This is a genomic window from Hymenobacter metallicola (assembly GCF_004745645.1).
GTDB lineage: Bacteria > Bacteroidota > Bacteroidia > Cytophagales > Hymenobacteraceae > Hymenobacter > Hymenobacter metallicola.
On the sequence record NZ_SRMB01000003.1, the window covers coordinates 233,678 to 254,918 of the forward strand.

Here is a 21,241-nt window from a genome sequence, read left to right on the forward strand (position 1 = left end):
AACGCCAGCTTAACGCGGTGGCGTTTCAACTAATCTGCCCGCTTCAAAACCTGTTCCACGCCGCTATGCCTGCCAGTTTGACAGCGCACCCGCACCTGCATAGGGTCTATTTTAACCCACAGCGGAAACCAGCGCTACATTGCCAACTACTGCTTCTCCGCCAGTAAAACATTGCCAGCGAGTACGTTATTAGTTATTACCCACTGCTTTGAGCAATCAACGGCAACTTCCACACAGAACGGAATTTAGAACGTATCGGGGACACCTTCCCAAGATACTGAGTTCTTAGGCCCCGTTACGTTATTATACTTTTCCGAATCAGCGCCGTGTTGCTCCGACCATTCCTGTTCCAGCTCTAGACCACGGCCAGAAGAGTTTGTCAGCCAGTCCAAGGCCGATGTGGCGTCGGAGAAGAATTGAATATCTCCGCACTCATACCGCTGACCATCAGCCAGTACATTCTCTATCACCAGCTGATTGTGCATGTTGTTGGGCAGAATAATCGCTACGTCAGTTACCTGCAAGCGCACAAATAACGGCAGCCACGTATCGCTAAGCCAAGCTTGCTCATCTATGCCTACTACCGGCATGCTAGAAGTATCGACCAGCCAACGCCTAACCCTCTCTTGATCTGATTTTTCCAGCAAATAATAGAAAGCTGCCTGAAACTGAGCCGAGCTAATAGGCCCACGCCACTGCCAGCGGAGCAAGCGTAATCCTTGGTCGTAGTGAAGTAAAAGTGAATCGGGTTTGTGCATACTACTCGTTGGCCCTACTGTGAGTAGTGCTGTCTAAACAAATGTACTGGATAAAACCACCGTTTGTATAACTTTTCGACTACGGGCCATCTAAACCAGCCCAAAGCCTATCCGCCAAGGGTTAAGCATTAGCGCGAAAATCACCTCAACACTAAATCCATTTGCCGAGCATACATAAATTGTACTAATCTAATAAAATTCTTTAAAAATTAAAATCTACTTGTAACCCTCTCTCGGGTATCATATTGCATTTACCACGGAGAGAACAAATTAGTATCACCAAGTACTGTTATCCATTGAGAAAAGCCCCGGTCCAACGTATATGCATTGATCAATACAATGATACCTCTTCACTGCACCACCTTTGATCTTGATTAGGACGCACCACGGCGCTCTACAGCCTAGACAGTCCCAAAGTTGCCTCACAGCCTTCAGGCACGCTACAGCAGATTTTGCTAGCTCAAAATTTTTTCTACCTTTGAGTTACGGCTTCTGACACATTGTTGCAAATGCACGCACTCCGCTCCCGTTTAGCTATTCTGTTGCTGCTCTGCTTTACGCGGGTGCTGCTGCCGGATGCGTGGGTGCTGGCGTTGCACTCCCACCAACACACGACCGAAGAAGCGGCCCAAAAGCCAGGCTTGTTAAAAGCAAAGGCGCTGCTGTCGGTGAAGCACCAGCACTGCTCTGTCGACCATTTTTACGACATGCCCTTCCAGGCGGCCATACCCCTGGAATTTTTGTTGTTTACAAGCTACCAGACTCCGTCTCCGCAGACGGTAGCTTCAGTATGGCTAGCTGCCACGCAGCCCACGGCCGACCTGCGCGGCCCGCCCTGCCAGGGGTAAACTTTCTGTTCTGAGCTAGTACTCAGCCTGCCCCTGCTTTGCAGTCGGTAGTGGCTGATGCTCAGCGTTGCTGTGCGGCCCCAGAACTCCTGCCCTGCACAGCGGCGAGTTTTCTCCACTGGCTTCCCTTATTCTTTATGGATTTTCGCTTCTTGGCAGTGGCCAGGGTAGCGTGTGCCCTTGGACTGATGCTGTTGGCATTGGTACCGGAGACTCGCGCAACCCAGGCTTTGCCTGAGTGCATGCTCTCTTTGAGCGGCCGTATCACCGACCACGAGTCGCGCGAGGGGCTGCCGGGCGCCACGGTGGTTGTGCTGGAAACCCAGCAGGCTACCCAGACGGATGCGGCCGGCAACTACCATCTCCACGTTTGCGCGGGCTCCTATCATCTGCAGATTTCCTACGTGGGCTACAGTCCGGAAGCCGCAGAAATGCGCGTCGACGGCGCCTTGATTCGGAATTTCCAGCTGCACCCCGATGCCGTGCTGCTGAAGGGCGCCTTGGTGCAGGGGCAGCGGGTTACGGCCCCCATCACCCAACCAACTGCCACTTTGAGTGGCGCGGCCCTGCAACAGACCCGCGGGCAGGCCCTGGGCGAAGCCCTGCAAAAAATGTCGGGGGTGACGGCCATCCAGACCGGACCGGGCATTTTCAAGCCCATGATTCATGGCCTGCATTCGAACCGCGTAACGGTGCTTAACAACGGAGTGCGCCAGGAAGGTCAGCAGTGGGGCGTAGAGCACGGGCCGGAAATAGACCCCTTCACGGCTTCCCGCCTGACGGTGGTAAAAGGCGCTGCCAGTGTCCGCTATGGTTCCGATGCCATTGGGGGGGTAGTACTGGTCGAGCCAAATCCCCTGCGTGACTCGGCCGGCATCGGGGCGGACTTAAACCTGGTGGGTATGAGCAATAATGGGTTGGGGGCTGCCTCGGCTATGGTAGAGGGCAATGCAGGTCGGCTGCCGGCCCTGAGCGGGCGAATCCAGGGCACGCTGCGGCGGGCGGGCACGATGCAAACGCCGGATTATTATCTCAAAAACTCCGGGTTTGCCGAGCAAAACTTTTCGGCTGCCCTGGGCTGGCGCAAGGCTACGTATGGGCTGGAGGTATTCTATAGCCAGTTCAACACCCGCATTGGGATTCTGCCAGCTTCGCACGCGGGCAGCAAAACCGACCTGCTCCTGGCCGTGGCCCGCCCTGAGCCTTTGGAAACTACTGGCTTCAGCTACGATATTGACCGGGCCTATCAGCACGTGCGGCATGATATAGCCAAGCTGACCGGCTTTGTCCGGACCGGAGCCGCTGGTCGGTTGCAGCTGACGCTGGCCCAGCAGGCGGATTACCGGGATGAGTACGACAAGTTCCGGCCCCGCAACGACAATCTGGCTTCCCTGAACCGACCGGAACTTAGCTACACCAACCGCACCAGCACCGGCGAATTGCTCTGGGAGCATGCTCCCTGGCACCAATTTACGGGGAGTCTGGGGCTGGCCGGCACTTACCAGTTTAACCGCTATGCCGACGGCAGCCGCCAATTTATTCCGTACTACACCAACCTGACGGGTGGCGTTTTCTGGATTGAAAAGTGGCAGCAGGGCAACTGGCTGCTCGAAGGCGGCCTACGCCTGGACCGCCGCGACCTGGCCGTGAAACGGGGTGACCGGAGTGCCACCGGAACCTTCTTCGTGGACCGGTCCCGCTTTCAATTCACCACGCCGGCAGCTTCCCTGGGCGCTACCTACGACCCCACCGCCCACCTTACTCTAAGCGTGAACACGGGCCTGACGCGGCGGGCCCCGGCGGCCAACGAACGGTTCAGCGAGGGAGTGCACAACGGCATGTATGAACTGGGCAACGACCTGGTGCCCGGCGCTACACCGCTGAAACCCGAAACCGCCTTTAATTCCGGCATCACGGTGAGCTGGCACACCAACCCGCGCTTCAATGGCGAAGTAACCCTGTACCAGAACCGAATTCTGGATTTCATCTACCAAGTACCCCTGACCGAGCCCGTGCAAACGGTGCGCGGCAGCCACATCAGCTGGCAATACCAGCAAACCGACGCCACCTTCCGCGGCCTTGACCTGAATGCCAGCTACCAGCTGACGACTGCCTGGCTGCTGGGAGCGAAAGGCTCGGTGGTGCGCACCCGCGACACCCGGGCCGACGAATGGCAGATTCTGATGCCCGCCGACCGGGTTGAAACCACCCTACGCCACGACTGGCACAAGCCCGCTACCCGGCTGCGCGGCGGCTACGCCCAACTGGGAGTAGTAGCGGTGGCTCGCCAAACCCGGGTGCCCGACAACTACGAAGCCCGCGACCTGCTGGCCCCGCCGGCGGGCTACACCCTGCTAAATCTGGAAACCGGCACGACCATTCAGTGGGGCCGCCTGCCGCTGACGGTGAGCGTGGCGGCTTCCAATCTGCTCAACCAGCGCTACCGCGACTACCTGAACCGCTACCGCTACTTCACCGACGAAATGGGCCGCAACGTGACGCTGCGGCTACACATTCCCTTGGAACTGACGCCTACACCTCACTAACCATTTCCTCTACCCTTCCCCTTTCTTTTCCATCATGAAAAACATTCTGTTTTCCAAGTCCCTGTTTGCCTTGCTATTAGCAGCACCCCTACTGGGAGCCTGCGACAAAGACAACGAGGAGCCGACGCCCGATGAAGACAACGAGCAAATCACGACGGTACGCTATGAGCTGACGCCGGTGGGCGGGGGCACGCCCGTGACGGTGCAATACCGCGACCCGGACGGCGACGGTGGAACGGCCCCCACTATTGGCACGCTGACGCTGGCTGCCGGCACTACCTACACGGGCAAGCTGGTGCTGCTGGATGAAACAAAGAATCCGGTAGTAGTTACCTCCGATGAGGTGAAGGAGGAAGCCGATGAGCACCTGTTCTTCTTCGAGCCCAGCAACGTGAACCTGACCATCAGCCGCACCGACAAGGATGAGAAAGGCCTCGAGGTAGGGCTCGAAACCCGCGTAGTGGCCGGCGCCGCCAACGCAGCTACTACCACCGGTACTCTCAAAATCACGCTGCGCCACCAGCCCGGCGCTAAAAACGGCACGTTTGCCCCCGGCGACACCGATGTGGAGGTCAATTTCCCGACGGCGGTGCGCTAGGGCAGAACCCAGCAGTAAAGCCCGGCCTAGCCGGGATATACAGTCTCCATTGGTTTGGTTTGGAGAACTTAACGAAGGCATCGGCTCGTAGCCGATGTTTTCGTGTTTCCGGACGCATCCTCCCAGCTGATTTCCCGTTCATGCGCTACGGCGCTTTTGTAGTTTAGTATGTCTCGTTCTCCCTGGGCCACCGGCCTGCTTCTTTTTGCCTGTTCCGGAAATCTGCTGGCCCAAACCCCGGAACTCTCCCCGTCTGTTGCCCCACCCCTGCGCCCGGTCCGGACGGCGGTAGTCCCCGTGACGGGCCGGGTAGTCGACCAAACCACCCAGGAGCCCTTACCGGGAGCCACCATCGTATTCCCGGACCTGCGTCAAGCTACCACCAGCGGCCCCGACGGCTCATTCCGCTTTACGAACTTGCCCAAGGGCCGTTTTCTGATGCAGGTGCGCTTTATCGGCTACAATACGGTGGTGCGAACGGTGGATACCAGCACGGGGCACTTAGCGGACGTAGCCTTGCTTACCGCCGCCACCGAAATCGAGCAGGTGGTTGTTACCGGCGTATCGGCTTCCACGGAGATGCGCCGCTCACCGGTGCCCACCACCGTCATCGACCGGAGCCAGCTCAACCAAGCGGCGGCCTCCAATGCCATTGACGCCATTGCCCATACGCCGGGCCTGGCCCAGATTACCACGGGCGCGGCCATCAGCAAGCCCGTTATCCGGGGCCTGGGTGCCAACCGCGTCATCACCCTGAACAACGGAGCCAAGCAGGAAGGGCAGCAGTGGGGCGACGAGCACGGCATTGAAATCGACGAGTATGCCATCGACCGGGCCGAGGTGATTAAAGGGCCCGGCAGCCTGCTCTACGGCTCCGACGGCATGGCCGGCGTGGTCAACTTTCTGGCTCCCGACCCCGTGGAAGAAGGCAAGATCCTGGGCTCGGTAGCAGCCAACTACCAAACCAATAACCACCTGCAAGGCTACTCCCTCATGAATGCCGGCAACCAGAACGGCTTCAACTGGCTGGTGCGGGGCAGCGGCAAACTCGCCGGGGCCTACCGCAACCGCTACGACGGCCGGGTCTACAACTCCGGGTTTCGGGAGCTGGACGGCAACGGGTACGTGGGGGTCAATAAAAGCTGGGGCTATTCGCACCTGACCTTTAACTCGTTCAATCAGGAAGTAGGCCTGGTGGAAGGAGAGCGGGACGAGGAAACCGGCCGCTTTTTAAAGCAGGTAAACGTGGGCGGCGACGCCGTGGCCGAAGTGCCGGTAGCCGACCAGGACCTGCGCGGCTACGACCTGGACGTGCCCAAGCAGCGCATTAACCACCTGCGCATCGGCACCGACAACAACTTTATCCTGGGCCAGAGCCGGCTGACGCTGAACGTGGGCTGGCAGCAGAACCTACGCCGCGAGTTTGGCGACGTGCTGGCCCCGAAAGACCCCTCCCTCTATTTTCAACTGCGCACTCTGGATTACGCCGCCCGCTATTTCTTGCCCGAAGCCAATGGCTGGAATACGACCATTGGGCTCAGCGGCATGCGGCAGGAAAACGTGAATAAAGGCGTGGAATTTCTGATACCGGCCTACCGCCTGCTCGACGGCGGCGTGTTTGCCGTGACCAAGAAAACCTTCGGCAACCTGGACCTGAGCGGGGGCCTGCGCTACGATTTGCGCCGCATCACAGCCGACGCCCTCTACCTGGACCCCGCCACCGGGCAGCCCGTGCCGAGCGGGGAAGGCGAGGAGAAGTTCGGGGGCTTTACCAGCACATTCCGTAACGTGTCGGGCAGTATTGGCGGGGCGTACAGCGTGACGGAGAAGCTGCTGTTCAAGGCCAATGTGTCGCGGGGCTTTCGGGCACCCAACATTGCCGAGCTGGGCTCCAACGGGATTCACGAGGGCACTATCCGCTACGAAATCGGGGACCCGGGCCTCAAAGCCGAAACCAGCCTGCAGCTCGACGGCGGGGTGAGCTACACCACCGACCACATCAGCCTGAGCCTGGATGCCTTCCGCAACCAGATCCAGAACTACATCTTCCCCGAGCGGGTAGCCGATGCCGTGAGTGCGGAAGGTGACCCGATCTTCCGGTACGGCCAGGGCAATGCCCGCCTGGCCGGCGGGGAGGCCACACTCGACATTCACCCCCACCCGCTCGACTGGCTGCACTTCGAAAACTCGTTTTCTATGGTGCGCGCCCTGCAGCTCAACCAGCCCGAGGGCCAGCAGTACCTGCCCTTTATTCCGGCCGACCGGCTGCAGTCGACGCTGCGGGTAAACTTCCGCAAGGCGGGCAACTCCCGCCTCCACAACCTCTACGCCCGCGCCGGCGTGGAGCACACCTTCGAGCAAGACCGGCTCTTCTCCGCTTTCGACACCGAAACCAGCACGCCCGGCTACACGCTGGTCAATCTGGGCGTGGGCTCCGACCTGGTGAATGCCACCGGCCAGCCCTTGTTTTCCTTGTACCTGACGGCTAATAACCTGTTTGATGTAGGGTATCAAAGCCATTTGAGCCGCCTGAAGTACGCCGCCTACAACGCGGGCAACGGCCGGATGGGGGTGTACAACATGGGCCGCAATGTGAGCGTGAAGCTGGTGGTGCCCCTGGTATTCAAGTAAGCCCGGCCCGCTGGTTCCAGAGCTGAGCAGCTTTGTGTTGGGTTCATCCCGGCACTTTCCGCAATACCCCGTAGTTGGCAGCAAGTAGGTAACTTGCTGCCAACCGCTTTTTAAGACCTTCTGCACTGTATGGCCCATTCGCACGACCACCACGACCACCATCACCATTCGCACGCGCCGGCGGAGTTTGGCCGGGCGTTCGGGGTGGGCATTGCGCTGAACATAGCCTTCGTCGTTGCCGAAGTTATCGGCGGCCTGTGGGCCAATTCTTCGGCCCTGCTCTCCGACGCGGGCCACAACCTGAGCGACGTGCTGAGCTTGGCCCTAGCCTGGGGCGCAGCCACGCTGGCCAAGCGCCGCAGCTCAGCCCGCTACACCTATGGCTACAAGGGGGCTACGATTCAGGCGGCCTTGGTTAATGCGGCCCTGCTGTACGCGGCCCTGGGCGCTATTCTGTGGGAAACCATTGCGCATCTGCGCCACCCCGAGCCGGTGAATGGCAAAATGGTCATGCTGCTGGCCGGCCTGGGCATTGTCGTCAACGGCTTTACGGCCTGGCTGTTCAGCAGCGGACAAAAGGGCGACGTAAACGTGCGCGGGGCTTATTTGCACATGCTCACCGACGCACTGGTGTCGGCAGGCGTGGTGGTGGGCGGCGGCCTGGTGCTCTGGACCGGCTGGCTCTGGCTCGACCCGGCCATCGGCTTCGTCATTCTGGCCCTTATTGCCTATAGCTCCTGGGGCTTGCTGCGCGAAACGGTGCAGCTCAGCCTGCAGGCTGTGCCCGCCGGCATCGACCTCGATAAAGTGCGGCAGTTTCTGCTGGCCCAGCCCGGCGTAACGGAAGTCCACGACCTGCACGTGTGGCCCCTGAGCACCCAGGAAACGGCCCTGACGGCCCACGTAGTCCGCCCCAGCGGCAGCTCCGACGCCAACCACTTCCTCAAAAACCTTCAGCACGACCTGGTCCACGAGTTCAACATTGGCCACTGCACCATCCAGATTGAGCAGGACACCGCCGTGCTGGGCCACCACGGCTGCTGCGACGCCGAGAAAGGCAGCGTCGTCACTACAAAACAGCCCGCGTGATACCCAAAGAGCACTTCCGCCAAATTGACGACGTCGGGCTAAGGCTTGTGGGCGCAATTGAGGGGTATTGCCCGGTACAGGCCGAAGGCACAGTAACCACTTATCCGTTTTACTTCCGGGCCCGCTGGGAGGAATGGGCTTTTTCCGTTGCGGAAACCAGCCTTATGGACGCCGTAGACATGCAGTCTTTCGAGAGCGGTGCAGATTACGGCTTCCTAGTTTCTGGCTTGGTTCCCGGTAAGTACGATGCCAGTTGGATGGATTACGACGTAGCTGAAGCCATAATTAAAGACTGTTGCCGCCAGTATCATGAGTTGCGGAGCGCGTAAATCTTTGTAATCTGCATTTCCAATCCTGCTCACTCCGCCCCGTTCCTGCATGGCCATTACCTCCCCCCGCCCCGATTCGGCCCCCAAAACCGCCTCCCTGTTCAGCGCCATCGTCATCGTGGCCTCGCTGGGCTACTTCGTCGACATCTACGACCTGATTCTGTTCAGCATCGTGCGGGTGCAGAGCCTCAATTCCCTGGGTATTACCGAGGCAGCGGCCGTCACCGACCAGGGGCTGTTTCTGATTAACATGCAGATGGGCGGCATGCTGCTCGGCGGCATCCTGTGGGGTATTCTGGGCGACAAACGGGGCCGCCTCTCGGTGCTCTTTGGCTCCATTCTACTGTATTCCCTGGCCAACCTGGCCAACGGCTTTGTCCAGACCATCGACCAGTACGCCTGGCTCCGGTTGATTGCCGGTGTGGGTCTGGCTGGGGAGCTGGGTGCTGGCATCACGCTGGTATCGGAAACCCTGCCCAAGGAAAAGCGTGGCTACGGCACCATGATTGTGGCCACGGTGGGCGTATCGGGGGCCATGCTGGCCTACTGGGTGGGCGACGTGCTGGGCTGGCGCAATGCCTACTTCGTGGGTGGCGGTCTGGGTTTGGCCCTGCTGGCGTTGCGGGTGGGCGTCTACGAGTCGGGCATGTTTGAGCAGGTGAAGCAGTCGGAAGCCTCGCGGGGCAACTTTCTGAGCTTGTTTACCAACGGGCCGCGCCTGGTGCGTTACCTGAAGTGCCTGCTCATTGGCGTGCCCCTGTGGTTTGTGGTCGGCATTCTGATTACGCTAGCCCCCGAGTTTGGCCGGGCACTGGGCATTACCGGCGAAGTTTCGGCGGGCCTGGGCGTGTTCTGGTGCTACTTCGGCCTCGTATTCGGCGACTTCGCCAGCGGCACGCTCAGCCAGCTGTTGCGTAGCCGCAACCGGGCGTTGCAGCTGTTTCTGGTGCTGTGCGGGCTGCTGTGCGCCGTCTACTTGTTTGCCATTCGCGGCGCCTCGCCCACGACTTTCTACACCGTGTGCTTTGTGCTGGGCTTCACGGTGGGCTTCTGGGCGCTGTTCGTGACGGTGGCCGCCGAGCAGTTTGGCACCAACCTGCGGGCGACGGTAGCCACCACGGCTCCCAATTTTGCCCGGGGCTCGGTGGTGCTGCTGGTACCTATCTTTAAAGCTCTTTCGGGGCTGCAAATGGGCGGGCAGCCACTGGGCATTATCGGCAGTGCGGCCGTTATTGGAGTGGCCTCGTTGCTGGTAGCTTTCTGGGCCGTCAGCACCTTGCCCGAGAGCTACGGCAAGGACCTGGATTATCTGGAAGAATAACGTGATGCAGCACCAACTATGCTGAAGGCGGGCCGTTACAGACTAAACAGTAACTCTCCCTAGTCATGAAAAAGACCCTAACCATACTTGCTGCTACCCTTTTGCTGGCTGGCGCCGCCCAGGCCCAAACCCAGGTGGCAGCTACCGACACAGCCCAGGCCCGCCTGCAAATGCAACAGCAGCGCACCGCCGACGCCAAAGCAAGCTTGTCGGCGCAAAAAAATCAGGCTTCGGCCAGCAGCAGCGCCGTAGCCGATACCAAGGCTCAACTGAAGCAGCAGAAAGCCCAGTTGAAAGAGCAGGAAGCAGCGGCCAAGCAGGCACGGCAGCAGGAAAAGCTGGCCAAACAGGCGCTGCGTGAGGAGAAAAAGAAAACCCGCGCGGCTAAACAGGCTACCAAGGCAGCTTAGGCTGCCCCAGGCTGCTTACGTATATAGCTCTAATCTTTTCGCACTCCGGCTCTTGAGTCGGAGTGTTTTTTATGTTCCTTGTTGCTTCATCCTTTCTTCTGCCCATGACTGCCAAACCGACGAAAAACAAACCGATGTACTACCCCTGGCACCATTTCGTGCTGTTTCCGGCCGCCGTGGTACTGGCCGGCTACGGCATTAGGCGCTACCTGAATGTGGCCGGCAACGACGACGAAATTTCCCGCCTGTGGTTTACCGTGATGCTGCTGGCCGTGGTTGGCCTGGGCGTCATCATTATGCTGCGCCAGCACTACGCGCTGGCCCTGCAGGACCGCCTGATTCGGCTGGAAGTGCGGCAGCGCTACTTCGAGCTGACCGGCCAGAGCCTGCGGACCTGGGAAGAGCAACTGCAGATGAGTCAGATTCTGGCGTTGCGCTTTGCCGGCGACGCCGAGCTGCCGGTCCTGGTGGAAGCTGCCGCTCGGGAAAAACTCAGCTCCAAGGACATCCAAAGCCGGATTCAGGACTTCCAGTTCGACCACCTGCGGGTCTGATTTTTGGGATTTGGTAAACTATGTATTCAGGTAGTTGGATTTTTCCGCCGATTTTTGTGTTGCCCTATTTCACCGCGGCCTTCGGCTTCGGCGGCGTTTGCCTGAAACCCTGAAACCGCGCTTGTTAGTACCCCCACAACTCCTATGATTCTGTACAACGTCACGACCAGTCTGGACCCGGAAATTGCCGAGGAATGGCTTGTTTACATGCGCGACACGCACATGCCCGAAGTAATGGCCACCGGTTTTTTCCTCAAAAGCCAGCTCTGCCGCATGCTCAATGAGGAAGATAATGGCATCACCTACGCCTCCCAGTACTATTGCGTAAGCCTGGAGCAGCTCGAAGAATACCAGAAGGTGGCCGCTCCGGCCCTGATTCGGGAAATGGAAAAGCACTTTGGTGGCCGTTACGCCTCCTTTCGCACCATGCTGGAAGTAGTCGACTAACGCGAGCTTGTGGCGCAGTTGCCCAATCAAAGGGGCCGTTCCTGTCAGGAGCGGCCCCTTTTCAGTATATTTCTTTTTCCAACCGCACTCCTCTCCCACCCCAGTCCTTCCCACCCATGAGCCTGAACCCTATCGTCTTATCTATTCCGATATACTTCACGCTCATTGGCGTGGAACTGCTCGTCGAGCGGCTGCAGCACACCGAGCGGTACCGGTTTCACGACGCCATTACCAACATCAGCTGCGGCATGACGTCCCAGATTACGGGCGTGCTGCTCAAGGTCGGCGTCATTGGCATGTACGAGCTGCTCTACACCCATTTTGCCCTGTTCCAGATTCCGCGCACCTGGGCCTGGGGCATCGTGCTGTTTGTGCTGGCCGACCTGTGCTATTACTTTGCCCACCGCTACTCCCACGAAATCAACTTTTTCTGGGGCGGCCACGTGGTGCACCACCAGAGCGAGGACTACAACCTCTCGGTGGCGCTGCGCCAAAGCTCGTTGCAGGGCTTTTTTACCTTCCTGTTTTATTTGCCCCTCGCTATTCTGGGTTTCGAAACTGAGTTTTTCGTCTACGTGTCGGCCCTGGTTACGCTATACCAGTTCTGGATTCACACCGAGTTTATCGGCAAGCTGGGGCCGCTGGAGTGGGTACTCAACACGCCTTCCCACCACCGCGTGCACCACGGCCGCAACCCCAAGTACATCGACAAAAACTACGCGGGCACCTTCATTATCTGGGACCGGCTCTTCGGTACCTTTCAGGAGGAAGAAGAAACGCCGGTCTACGGCATCACCACGCCGGTACGGTCGTGGAACCCGCTGTGGGTCAACTTCGGCCACTATTTCCAGATGCGCGAGCAGCTGCGCGAAACGCCCGGCCTGTGGAACAAGCTGCGTGTCGTGTTTGGGCGGCCCGGCTGGCGGCCCGCTGCCTTGGGCGGCCCCTACCAGATTCCGGAAGTCAGCGCCGCTACGGTGCAGAAGTACACCACCAACGCCCCACGGACCGTCAATTTCTACGTGCTACTGCACTACGCGGTGCTGCTGGGCGTGGCCGCCGTTTTTATGTTCACCCAGAAAGACATGGCCCCGACGACCCGCTACCTCGTGGCGGGCTGGTGCATGTGGACGGCCGTAGCCTGCGGGGCTTTGTTTGAAGCCAAACGCACCGGCTACCTGCTGGAGCCGGTGCGCGTAGCGGCCTCCCTAGCCCTGCTGCTGTTTGCCCTGCGCACCTCCGACCTGTTCTTCACCGCTGCCATAGCCGGCACGGCGTGGCTCGTGGTTTCGCTCGTGTGGGCTTATTCGTTCCGCAGGGTGTTTGCCTCCACGGCTGCTACCACGGCCGCGTCGCACGCATACGCCTGAAGCTGTTCGGCGTTGAGGTTGCCGTTGAACCACTCCGGGTCCAGGTTGGCCCCGATGCGCTTGTAGAACCCGATGGCGGGCTCGTTCCACTCCAGTACCTGCCACTTGAGGCGGTAGGCTCCGGTGCGGCGGGCTTCGGCTACCACGGCATCAAACAGCTTCTTGCCAATGCCCGTGCCGCGAGCCGCTTCAGTCACAACCAGGTCTTCGAGGTAGAGCATGCGGCCCTTCCAGGTAGAATAGGCCGTGTAAAACAAGGCAATACCCAAAATGCCTTGCTCCGGCGTTTCGGCCACGAAAAAGCCGAAGATGGGCTCGGGCCCGAAACCGTCGCGGTGCATATCCACCAGCGTGTTGGTGACTTCCTCCGGGGCCCGCTCGTAGATGGCCAGCTCCACAATCAGCTCGTGCACGCGGGCCAGGTCGTCGGGGGTACCGCGCCGAATGGTAATGTTTGCCATGAGTTTTTAGATTTTTATCCGTTTGTCATCCCAAGTTCGGCGAACGGGTTTCTCCTACTAGAACGAGTCGTTGTTACGAGAGTCGTTCTGCTTTTCAAGGTCCGTTGCGAGGCTCCGGATGCCAAACGCTTTTTAGGCTAGCGAAATAAAAAACCAACGCCCACCTGCTCAGACTTGGGCAAGTGGGCGTTGGCAAGAAAGCCCGAAGGCTGAAATTACATCTGGGGCTGCATCTTTTTGATGTCCTCGGTAGCGTTGGCCGCGTTGATTTCGCGGGTAGCGGCGTTCTGAGGGGCCGTTTTGCCACCCGTCGTGTCGGGTGCTGCCGGAATGGGGGGCAGCGCTTCGGTGGCTACATCCTCATTGGTTTCGTAATCGGGGTTTTTGCACGAGGTAACGGACAGCGTCAGCAGCGAAGCGCCGGTCAGCAGACCGAGCAGGAACTTTTTGTTCATAGTAAGCCGAAATAAGACAGGCGTTTGGGACTTTGGGGCCGCAAGATACGAAGCGAGGCCCGCGAAACCTACCTACGGCTTAGCGCCCCATAGGATACGGATTGACGCCCATGTTCTGGAAGGCAAACGACCACACGTCGGCCCACTCCTGAATTTGCAGGGCCGTGCTCTTGCCCGCACCGTGGCCGGCATTCACGTCGACGCGAATCAGCTGGGGGTTGGGCCCGGCGTTCATTTCCTGCAGGGTAGCCGCAAATTTGAACGAATGCGCAGGCACTACCCGGTCGTCGTGGTCGGCGGTGGTAATCATCGTGGCCGGGTACGTGGTACCGGCGCGCAGATTGTGCAGGGGCGAGAATTTGTACAGGTTTTTGAACTGCTCATAATTGTCGGAGGTGCCGTACTCGGGAGCCCAGTTCCAGCCGATGGTGAACTTCTGGTAGCGCAGCATGTCCATCACTCCTACCGCGGGCAGGGCTACGTGGGCCAGCTCGGGCCGCTGGGTCATGATGGCACCCACCAACAGGCCGCCGTTGGAGCCGCCGGCAATGGCCAGGTGCTTGGCATCGGTGTAGCTCTGCACGGTGAGGTACTCGGCGGCGGCAATGAAGTCGTCGAACACGTTTTGCTTATTGGGCGTCATGCCGGCCTGGTGCCAGGCTTCGCCGTATTCGCCGCCGCCCCGCAGATTGGGAATAGCCAGAATGCCGCCGTTTTCGAGCCACAGCATGCGGGCCACGCTAAAGCTCGGCGTCAGGGAAATGTTGAAGCCGCCGTAGGCGTAAAGGTAGGTCGGGTTCTGGCCGTTGAGCTTCACGCCTTTCTTATGCACGATGAACATTGGAATCTTCGTGCCGTCTTTGCTGGCGTAGAACACCTGCGTCGTGACGTAATCCTGGGGGTTCACCTCGACCTTGGGGGCCCGGAATACCGTGCTTTGCTTCGACTCCAGGTCGTAGCGGTAGATGGTGGTGGGGTAGGCAAACGAGGTAAAGGCGTAGTACACGCTCTTCGCGTCGCGGCGGCCCCCGAAGCCGGCAGCCGTGCCGATGGCGGGCAGTTCGATGTCGTTCTGGAACTCCCCTTTTTCACTGTAGACCTTCACCTGGCTGCTGGCATCCTTCAGGTAGGTCACGATGAGGCGGCCGCCCACGTGCTCCACGTTTTCCAGCTTGTTTTCGCCCTGCTTGATTACCTCTTTCCAGTTGGTTTCCTGGGGCTTTTTGGGGTCAACGAGGACAATCCGGTAGCGCGGAGCCTTGTAGTTAGTCAGCACCAGCAGCTGCCCGCCCACGTTGCCAATGACCGAGTTGTTGTGCTCGTAGCTGGCAATAAGGGTGGTGAACTTGGTAGCTTGTTTCGGGTCGGTCAGGTCGCGCACGGCCAGGCGGTTGCCGTCCTTTTTACCGTCGGTGGTGTAGAGCACCAAAAACCGCTCGTCTTCGGTGGTGCCCACCGTGCGAAAACCCAGGGGCATGGTCTTGTCTTCGTACACGAGCTTGTCGGCGCTCTGCGGGGTGCCCAGCTTGTGGTAATAGACTTTGTGAAACTCGTTTTTGCCCGACAGTTGGTTTTGCCCGGCCTTGGGCGCGTCGTAGCGGCTGTAGTAAAAGCCATCCTTGGCCCAGGCCGCCCCCGACACTTTCACCCACTGCAGCTCATCCTTGAGCGGCTGCCGGGTTTTGAGGTCCAGTACCTTCAGCTTCTGCCAGTCGGAGCCCCCGCCCGAGGTGGCGTAGGCCAGGTAGCGGTGGTCGTTGGAGAAATACGTGCCGGCCAGGGCCGTGGTACCGTCGGCCGAAAACTTGTTGGGGTCGAGCAGTACGTCGGCCTGGCCTTCCTGCCCGTTCTGCTGTACGTAGAGTACGCCCTGGTTCTGCAGCCCGTCGTTTTTGGAGTAGTACAGGTTTTCGCCTTCAATCTGCGGAACGCCGAACCGCTCGTAGTTCCACATCTTGGTGAGGCGGTCTTTGATCTGGTCCCGGAACGGAATTTTTTCCAGGTAGCCGAACGTGACCTTGTTCTGGGCCGTCACCCAGTCCTTGGTTTCGGGCGAGTCGAGGTCTTCGAGCCAGCGGTACGGGTCCGTGACGGGCGTGCCGTGGTAGTCGTCGGTATGGTTGGTTTTGCGGGTTTTGGGGTATTCCACAGCGAGTCGGGGAAGGTCGGCCGCGGCCGCCGCACCGCGACGACTCGGACCATTGGTTTCAGCAGTAGGCACTTCCGTAATGGGCCGGCGGGCGGCTACGTCGTTAGCCGGTTGCGTCGACTTACAAGCCCCCAGCACAGTCAGTGCCAGCAACGGATAGGATAATTTGCGCATACGATACGGAGCGTAGAAAGGAGGATGGGCCCGAATATAAACCCATAACCCGCAACCCGCGCAGCTTCGGGCTTTTTGTTTAGGGCAGGCACTGTCCCAACTGCCACCACCTGAGCTTCCTGTAGGCAGTAAGTAAAGTCAGAAAGAGCGTCATGCTTCGACTTCGCTCAGCATGACGCTCATGTTTTCATAACGACATAGTACACCGTTACCGGGCACTGGTCATGCGGCCGATTTTGGGAATCACCTGAATCAGGAAGCGCTTGTTCTGGCCTTCTTTGGCGCCGCGGTAACGGCCGGTGCCGAAGAAGCCGCTGCCGCCGATGATGAGCTCCACGCCGCTGTCCTGGCTGAAGTCGAGGCCGTTTTGCTTCCAGAAATTCAAGAGGTTTAGGGCCCGGCGGTAGCTGAGCTGGTAGGTGAGTTGCTCCTCGGCGCGGTTGCGGGCGTCGTTGCCGGTGTAGCGGGCGGCCATGCCTTCTACAATCACGAGGTAGCGCACGGGCTGCTCGGTTTTGATGGTCTTGAGCACCGAGCGCAGCGTGCGGCCGGCCTGCAGCAAGGCCGGCTTGTAGGCTTCCTGAATCTCGTCACGGCCCGACTTAAATTGTACCGGTACCAGCAGCTCGTGCCGCTCCAGCGCCGGGTCGTACTTAAAGTATTTGCCCTCCAGGCGCTGCAACGAGCGGCGAATCTTGGTAATCTGCTCCAGCTCTTCGGCCTTGGCTTTGAGCTCCCCGTTGGCCGTTTTCAGGTCGTGTTCCCGGTCCTTGAACAGCTTGAAGCTATACACGAACAAGACCAGCATCACCACGAAGAGCGACGTCATCAGGTCCACGTAGCTGGGCCAGAAGAAGTCGTTGGAAGAGCGGTTTTGCGAGTCGTTCATGGTGGGTTTTTAGGTAGGCTACTAGTCTAAATCCTGATAATAGTCATACAGCTTGGCGGCAATCAACTCGCTTTTCGTAGCAGGACGCAAGGTAGCTGAACCCGTATATGCTTCCCCAGTTATGTGGCGGCATTGATGCACATCACTGATAACTACTTTGCCCTCCAGTTCCGAATACCAAGCTTCTAGCGGCTCAAGCTGAATTTCCTCCGACCAGCCTACTTTATACACTACCAACTGGTAAAGCGCATCGTTTATGTACTTAATAAAGGAATGCAAATCACGATCAGCATGCCATGGCAGTTCTGCACTTGCCTTCCAAACCGTAATCAACTCATTGATTTTCCGTCTGCATTCAACCAGGGCGAAAGCTGAAACTGGTAAATCTGCTGTTTGTACTTTCTGGAAAAGCCAAATGAATGTTGTGTGCTCCGGCCGGAGGCCATTCTGACTGTAATGGTCAATTATACTCTGAACGTGATTCGCAGTACAGCCCTTTAGCTCTATCAAGAAGCTCTCCGGCGGATCTATACCCATAGCACCCACTGCTTGCAAGCAGCTTATAGCCTGACGAATACGGGCGTTGATTTGCATTACTTACACTGGCTTTACGCCACCAAACAAGCTGTCCATAAACCGCTGAAACCGGTTCTTGGACGTGGCCTTCACCAGCACCGTGTTCAGGTTGGAAAGCTCGGAGAGCAGCTTGGCCTGAATCTGGGAGTCCAACTCGATTTTGCGCAGCAGCTCGCGCTGGGTAGCTGATACTTCTCGGCCGAGCACGTCCTGCTGGGCATTGAGGTTCTTGAAAGGCTCCAGGTACTGGCGGATTCGGTCGAAGACGTTGTCCTCGTTGAGCTTCTGGAAGTGCTGCTGCCACTTTTCGTAGGCCTGCTGGGCGTCGCGCTCGTGGAAGCTCAGGCGCTGCTGCATCAAATCGGTGAGGCGGCCGGTGGCCTGGTCGAAGTACTGCTCGGTACGGGAGGCCAGGTTGCTCATTTCCTTCTGGTGGCGCTGGAAGAAGTCGAGCTGGGCCTGCACTAGGTTGTCGTGCTGGCCGATGTACTGGCCCACGTTGTTGATGCCCCGCTCGAAGCCCACGAGCCGGTCCAGGATGCTGCTCACGGCCCGGGCCGTTTCGGTGCCGTCTTCCAGCATCTGGTTGAGCCGCTCCTGGTAGCCCACGAATTGCTGGAACATTTCGGCCGACTGACTCACCTTCTCAAACACGGCCACGTTGGCCGAGGCCATCTTGTCGAACCCGATTTCGTTGAGCCGCATCAGGAAGTCGCGCTGCACCTTCACGTTCTCGGTGAGCGTGCCGATGACGGGCTCGAAGATGGTGACCTTGCTGACGAAGTCCTGGTTGAAAGCGTCGAGCACGGCCTTCAGGTTGGAGAGGCTGCCGGCCATATCCGAGTGCAGAATGGGCAGCAGGCGGGCTTGCAGAAAGGTGTAGTAGTTGTTCTGGGCCTGGTCGAGCTTTTGGTGGGCGTTGCGCACCAGGCCGTTGCCGAGCAGCGTGAGCAGCAAGCCCACGAAGGAGCCGGTCATGGCAATGAGCACCCCGGTCAAAAAGGGCGTCAGGGCCTCGTCGTCCGACACGCCGTTGCGGGCAATGCCTACCAGGCCCAGGATTACGCCCAGAAACGTGCCCAGCAAGCCCAGATAGAGCGGGGTGGCCACGTTGGCCTGCACCGCATTTTCCAGGACCTGACTCTGCCGCTCGGAAATGTCTTTGAGGATGCTGAAGTCGGCCGCGCCCTTGTTGTAGCGCAGGTAGGCGTTGGTGTCGGCAATGATTTCCTGGAACTCCGGCGTCACGGCGTCGGCCTTGACGATGTCGACCAGAAACGAGCCTTCCGGGGCATTGGCGGCGTATTCGGGTAGGTCTTCGCCGGAGGGCGTCACCAGGCGGCGCTCCACGCGCAGGGTGTTGCGGTCGGGGTAAAACTGGCTGAGCCGGCGGGCCTGGGCCCGGGTTTGCAGAAACGTGCGAATCTGCAGGCCCACCACAATGGCCACCACAACGACTTCGAGGATTATTTCGAGCATGAAAACGTCAACGGGGAGAAAGCACAAAGGTCAGCGCAAAAACGCTGACCTGCCACTCAATATGCAAAAAAACGCGCGATGCTGAGGGCACCGGCGCCCAATAACCGTTCTACGCAACCCAAACTAGAACGTCATGCTGAATGCAGTGAAGCATCCCGCGTGCAATGGTAAAATCTATTTACTGCTGCGGTAGAGATGTTTCGACAAGCTCAGCATGACGTGCGGGAGCTGGTCACTTGGTTCTATTCGAAATGAATAACGGCTTTCTGCTCAATTTGCCAGGCGCCGTTGCTCTTAATCAGAGTGCCATCCTTGTCCGTCACAATGCGCGACACGGGCCCGTTGGGCTGCTGGTAGGCGCAGGCTTCGCGCAAGGAGTACTGGGCGCTTTGGATGGCGTAGGCGTGGACGCCCGTGTTGGCAGTAACCCGGAAGGTGGCTCGCTCGGGCACCCGCGGGTCGGGGGTTATTTCGTAGATGCTGTCGTGCTGGGGCTGTTCCTGCAAATCGTACTCGCTGAAGCCCCCGTTTACGGGCACCTTCACGTAGTAGCGTGTCGGCGTGGAGGCGGCTGGCGCCGCAGCTACCGGAGCCGGGGTTTCCCAGGTTTCGGGGCCGGGCAGCTGCACCGGGGGCACCAGGCTGTCGAAGTCGTCGCGCGGGGCCGAGGCCGGAGAGCCCGACGGAATGGGCTGGGGTACTGGGGCCGTCTCGTGCATTGGCACCTGCGGCGGAGCATGCGTAGTGGGCGCTGAGGCAATGTTCTGAAACTGGTTCTGAACCGGGGGCGTCGGGGCCGGCGCTGGCTTAGGTGCCGGAGCAGCCGGGCGGGCCGGGGTATTAGCGGCCCGATTGGCAGCCTGGGCAACGGGCGGGGCCTGGCGTGGGGCCGGGGCCTCCACTTTGGGAGCCGCAGTTGCGGAGGACTGGTGCTTGGCTAGCTCTTCTGCTACCCGCTGCTGTACCATTCGCTCAATTTCGCGTTGCAGTTCGGGCGTTATGCGCTTGGGCGCAGCGGCGGCCGCAACTACCCCAGCCGAGGGCGCACTGCCGCTCAGAGCCGCTGCCTTCACCGATTCCAGCTCACTACGGTGCCGGTCGGCACGGGTACCCAGGGCACTGATGCTGCGCCGCAACATCACGTAGAGAAAGATGCTGAGCAAGGACAGAATCAGGGCCAGCGGGGCAAAAAGCTTGCTCATCAGGCTCTCACTGGCCGCGGCTGGGCGAGGTGCTATGGCATTTCCCTCTGCGGCCCCCTGCCCTACTCCGGCGTCGGAGGCTGCCAAAGAAGCTTCATCAGCAACGGAAGTATCTTCGGTGTCGGCGCCGGCAGCGGTTACGTCACTGTTCAGGTCGGCGGGCGGGGTACCGTTGGTCAGGTAGGCGTCCAGTTGCTCTTTCAGGGTGGTAAGCTTGGCCATGCGGGCCGCGTCGGCCCGTCGGGCGGGGGAAGCCTGCAGCTTAGTAACAATTTCGGTGGTCAGCTTCTGCAGCCGCGACTTATCCGAGCCCAGCCCCTTATACATCGTGCCCTTGCCTTCGAGAGGCTGGTAGAGCATGCTGTACACCTTCTGGCTGTCGGCCTTGATGCTGGTCACGAAGTCCGCTAGCGACCCGCCGCAGTTGAGGCTGCTTTTCAGGTTGGGGCGGTTGTTGTCGTCGTACACGTAGCGCACCGTAGCACACCAGATCTGCACCTTCTGCTCATCGAGCGTAGGCTGACCCAGGGGCGTTTGGGCGTAGCCGCTGGTGGTTAGCAGCAGTCCGGTAAACAGAGCAATAACGCGGTGGGAAAGAGTCATGAATACAGCGAAAAGCAGGTTGTGGAAATGTAGCTTGGGTGAATTTATACAGAGACACTGCGTCTTAGTCTATTCACATGGTTATTGAATTTGATTCATGAACTATCTTATATCCCACACTATTTCTAATCGTCCTTTCCTAGCTGTTTGAGGGAAGTATTCCAAGCATGCATCATACCCATAGTAATCGAACCACACACCCGGGATGGTTTCTCTATCTCTATCCGCGAGTATATCTATGCTTCCTTTACTAAGTTTTAGCGCAAAGTCTTCACATCTTGTACTTGAAGGCCCAGAGCCAAAGATCAAGCACGCATCCCCATCTAGATGACCTTTAACAGAAAGCTCTCCC

At 59.1% G+C, this 21,241-nt stretch carries 18 protein-coding genes; 10 read left to right on the top strand and 8 right to left on the bottom strand.

Going from position 1 to position 21,241, the window contains the following annotated elements:
• Nucleotides 1–245: 245 nt before the first annotated feature.
• The gene (locus E5K02_RS16245) at nt 246–758 is read right to left on the bottom strand and encodes a hypothetical protein (protein ID WP_135396264.1); all 513 of its coding nucleotides are present in this window, start codon (nt 756–758) and stop codon (nt 246–248) included.
• Nucleotides 759–1,267: 509 nt separating this feature from the next.
• On the opposite strand from E5K02_RS16245, the gene E5K02_RS16250 reads away from it, so the two are divergent.
• The 10 genes from E5K02_RS16250 (at nt 1,268) to E5K02_RS16300 (ending at nt 12,901) form a co-directional block, all read left to right on the top strand.
• The gene (locus E5K02_RS16250; RefSeq protein ID WP_135396265.1) at nt 1,268–1,606 is read left to right on the top strand and encodes a hypothetical protein; all 339 of its coding nucleotides are present in this window, start codon (nt 1,268–1,270) and stop codon (nt 1,604–1,606) included.
• A 242-nt stretch (nt 1,607–1,848) separates the two neighbouring features.
• Nucleotides 1,849–4,152, top strand: coding sequence for a TonB-dependent receptor (locus tag E5K02_RS16255; protein WP_167856445.1), 2,304 nt, complete (start codon nt 1,849–1,851; stop codon nt 4,150–4,152).
• 34 nt (nt 4,153–4,186) lie between these two features.
• Nucleotides 4,187–4,750: a hypothetical protein gene (locus tag E5K02_RS16260; protein ID WP_135396267.1), complete on the top strand. Its 564-nt coding sequence runs from the start codon at nt 4,187–4,189 to the stop codon at nt 4,748–4,750.
• A gap of 168 nt (nt 4,751–4,918) precedes the next feature.
• The gene (locus tag E5K02_RS16265) at nt 4,919–7,381 is read left to right on the top strand and encodes a TonB-dependent receptor (RefSeq protein WP_135396268.1); all 2,463 of its coding nucleotides are present in this window, start codon (nt 4,919–4,921) and stop codon (nt 7,379–7,381) included.
• A 129-nt stretch (nt 7,382–7,510) separates the two neighbouring features.
• The gene (locus E5K02_RS16270; RefSeq protein WP_135396269.1) at nt 7,511–8,470 is read left to right on the top strand and encodes a cation diffusion facilitator family transporter; all 960 of its coding nucleotides are present in this window, start codon (nt 7,511–7,513) and stop codon (nt 8,468–8,470) included.
• 378 nt (nt 8,471–8,848) lie between these two features.
• The gene (locus E5K02_RS16280) at nt 8,849–10,120 is read left to right on the top strand and encodes an MFS transporter (RefSeq protein WP_135396271.1); all 1,272 of its coding nucleotides are present in this window, start codon (nt 8,849–8,851) and stop codon (nt 10,118–10,120) included.
• Nucleotides 10,121–10,185: 65 nt separating this feature from the next.
• Nucleotides 10,186–10,530 (top strand): hypothetical protein, encoded by a 345-nt coding sequence (locus E5K02_RS16285; RefSeq protein ID WP_135396272.1) that lies wholly within the window; start codon nt 10,186–10,188, stop codon nt 10,528–10,530.
• A 104-nt stretch (nt 10,531–10,634) separates the two neighbouring features.
• Nucleotides 10,635–11,084, top strand: a complete 450-nt coding sequence (locus E5K02_RS16290; protein ID WP_135396273.1) for a DUF6526 family protein — start codon at nt 10,635–10,637, stop codon at nt 11,082–11,084.
• A gap of 144 nt (nt 11,085–11,228) precedes the next feature.
• Nucleotides 11,229–11,531, top strand: a complete 303-nt coding sequence (locus tag E5K02_RS16295; protein WP_135396274.1) for a DUF4286 family protein — start codon at nt 11,229–11,231, stop codon at nt 11,529–11,531.
• Between the two features lie 116 nt (nt 11,532–11,647).
• Entirely contained in the window at nt 11,648–12,901 is a 1,254-nt protein-coding gene (locus E5K02_RS16300; protein ID WP_135396275.1) for a sterol desaturase family protein, read from the top strand.
• Here the strand turns inward: E5K02_RS16300 and E5K02_RS16305 are convergent.
• From E5K02_RS16305 to E5K02_RS16335, 7 genes are all read right to left on the bottom strand, one after another.
• Nucleotides 12,835–13,362, bottom strand: a complete 528-nt coding sequence (locus tag E5K02_RS16305) for a GNAT family N-acetyltransferase (protein ID WP_135396276.1) — start codon at nt 13,360–13,362, stop codon at nt 12,835–12,837. The two genes, E5K02_RS16300 and E5K02_RS16305, sit on opposite strands and share 67 nt — an antisense overlap.
• Before the next feature lie 215 nt (nt 13,363–13,577).
• Entirely contained in the window at nt 13,578–13,817 is a 240-nt protein-coding gene (locus E5K02_RS16310) for a hypothetical protein (protein ID WP_135396277.1), read from the bottom strand.
• Nucleotides 13,818–13,896: 79 nt separating this feature from the next.
• Entirely contained in the window at nt 13,897–16,140 is a 2,244-nt protein-coding gene (locus E5K02_RS16315) for a prolyl oligopeptidase family serine peptidase (protein ID WP_135396278.1), read from the bottom strand.
• Between the two features lie 208 nt (nt 16,141–16,348).
• On the bottom strand, nt 16,349–17,029 hold the full coding sequence (locus E5K02_RS16320) for an OmpA family protein (protein WP_135396279.1): 681 nt from the start codon (nt 17,027–17,029) through the stop codon (nt 16,349–16,351).
• A 21-nt stretch (nt 17,030–17,050) separates the two neighbouring features.
• Nucleotides 17,051–17,623, bottom strand: coding sequence for a hypothetical protein (locus E5K02_RS16325; RefSeq protein WP_135396280.1), 573 nt, complete (start codon nt 17,621–17,623; stop codon nt 17,051–17,053).
• 3 nt (nt 17,624–17,626) lie between these two features.
• The gene (locus E5K02_RS16330; protein ID WP_135396281.1) at nt 17,627–19,084 is read right to left on the bottom strand and encodes a hypothetical protein; all 1,458 of its coding nucleotides are present in this window, start codon (nt 19,082–19,084) and stop codon (nt 17,627–17,629) included.
• Nucleotides 19,085–19,326: 242 nt separating this feature from the next.
• Nucleotides 19,327–20,889 (bottom strand): hypothetical protein, encoded by a 1,563-nt coding sequence (locus tag E5K02_RS16335; protein WP_135396282.1) that lies wholly within the window; start codon nt 20,887–20,889, stop codon nt 19,327–19,329.
• Nucleotides 20,890–21,241: the final 352 nt, after the last annotated feature.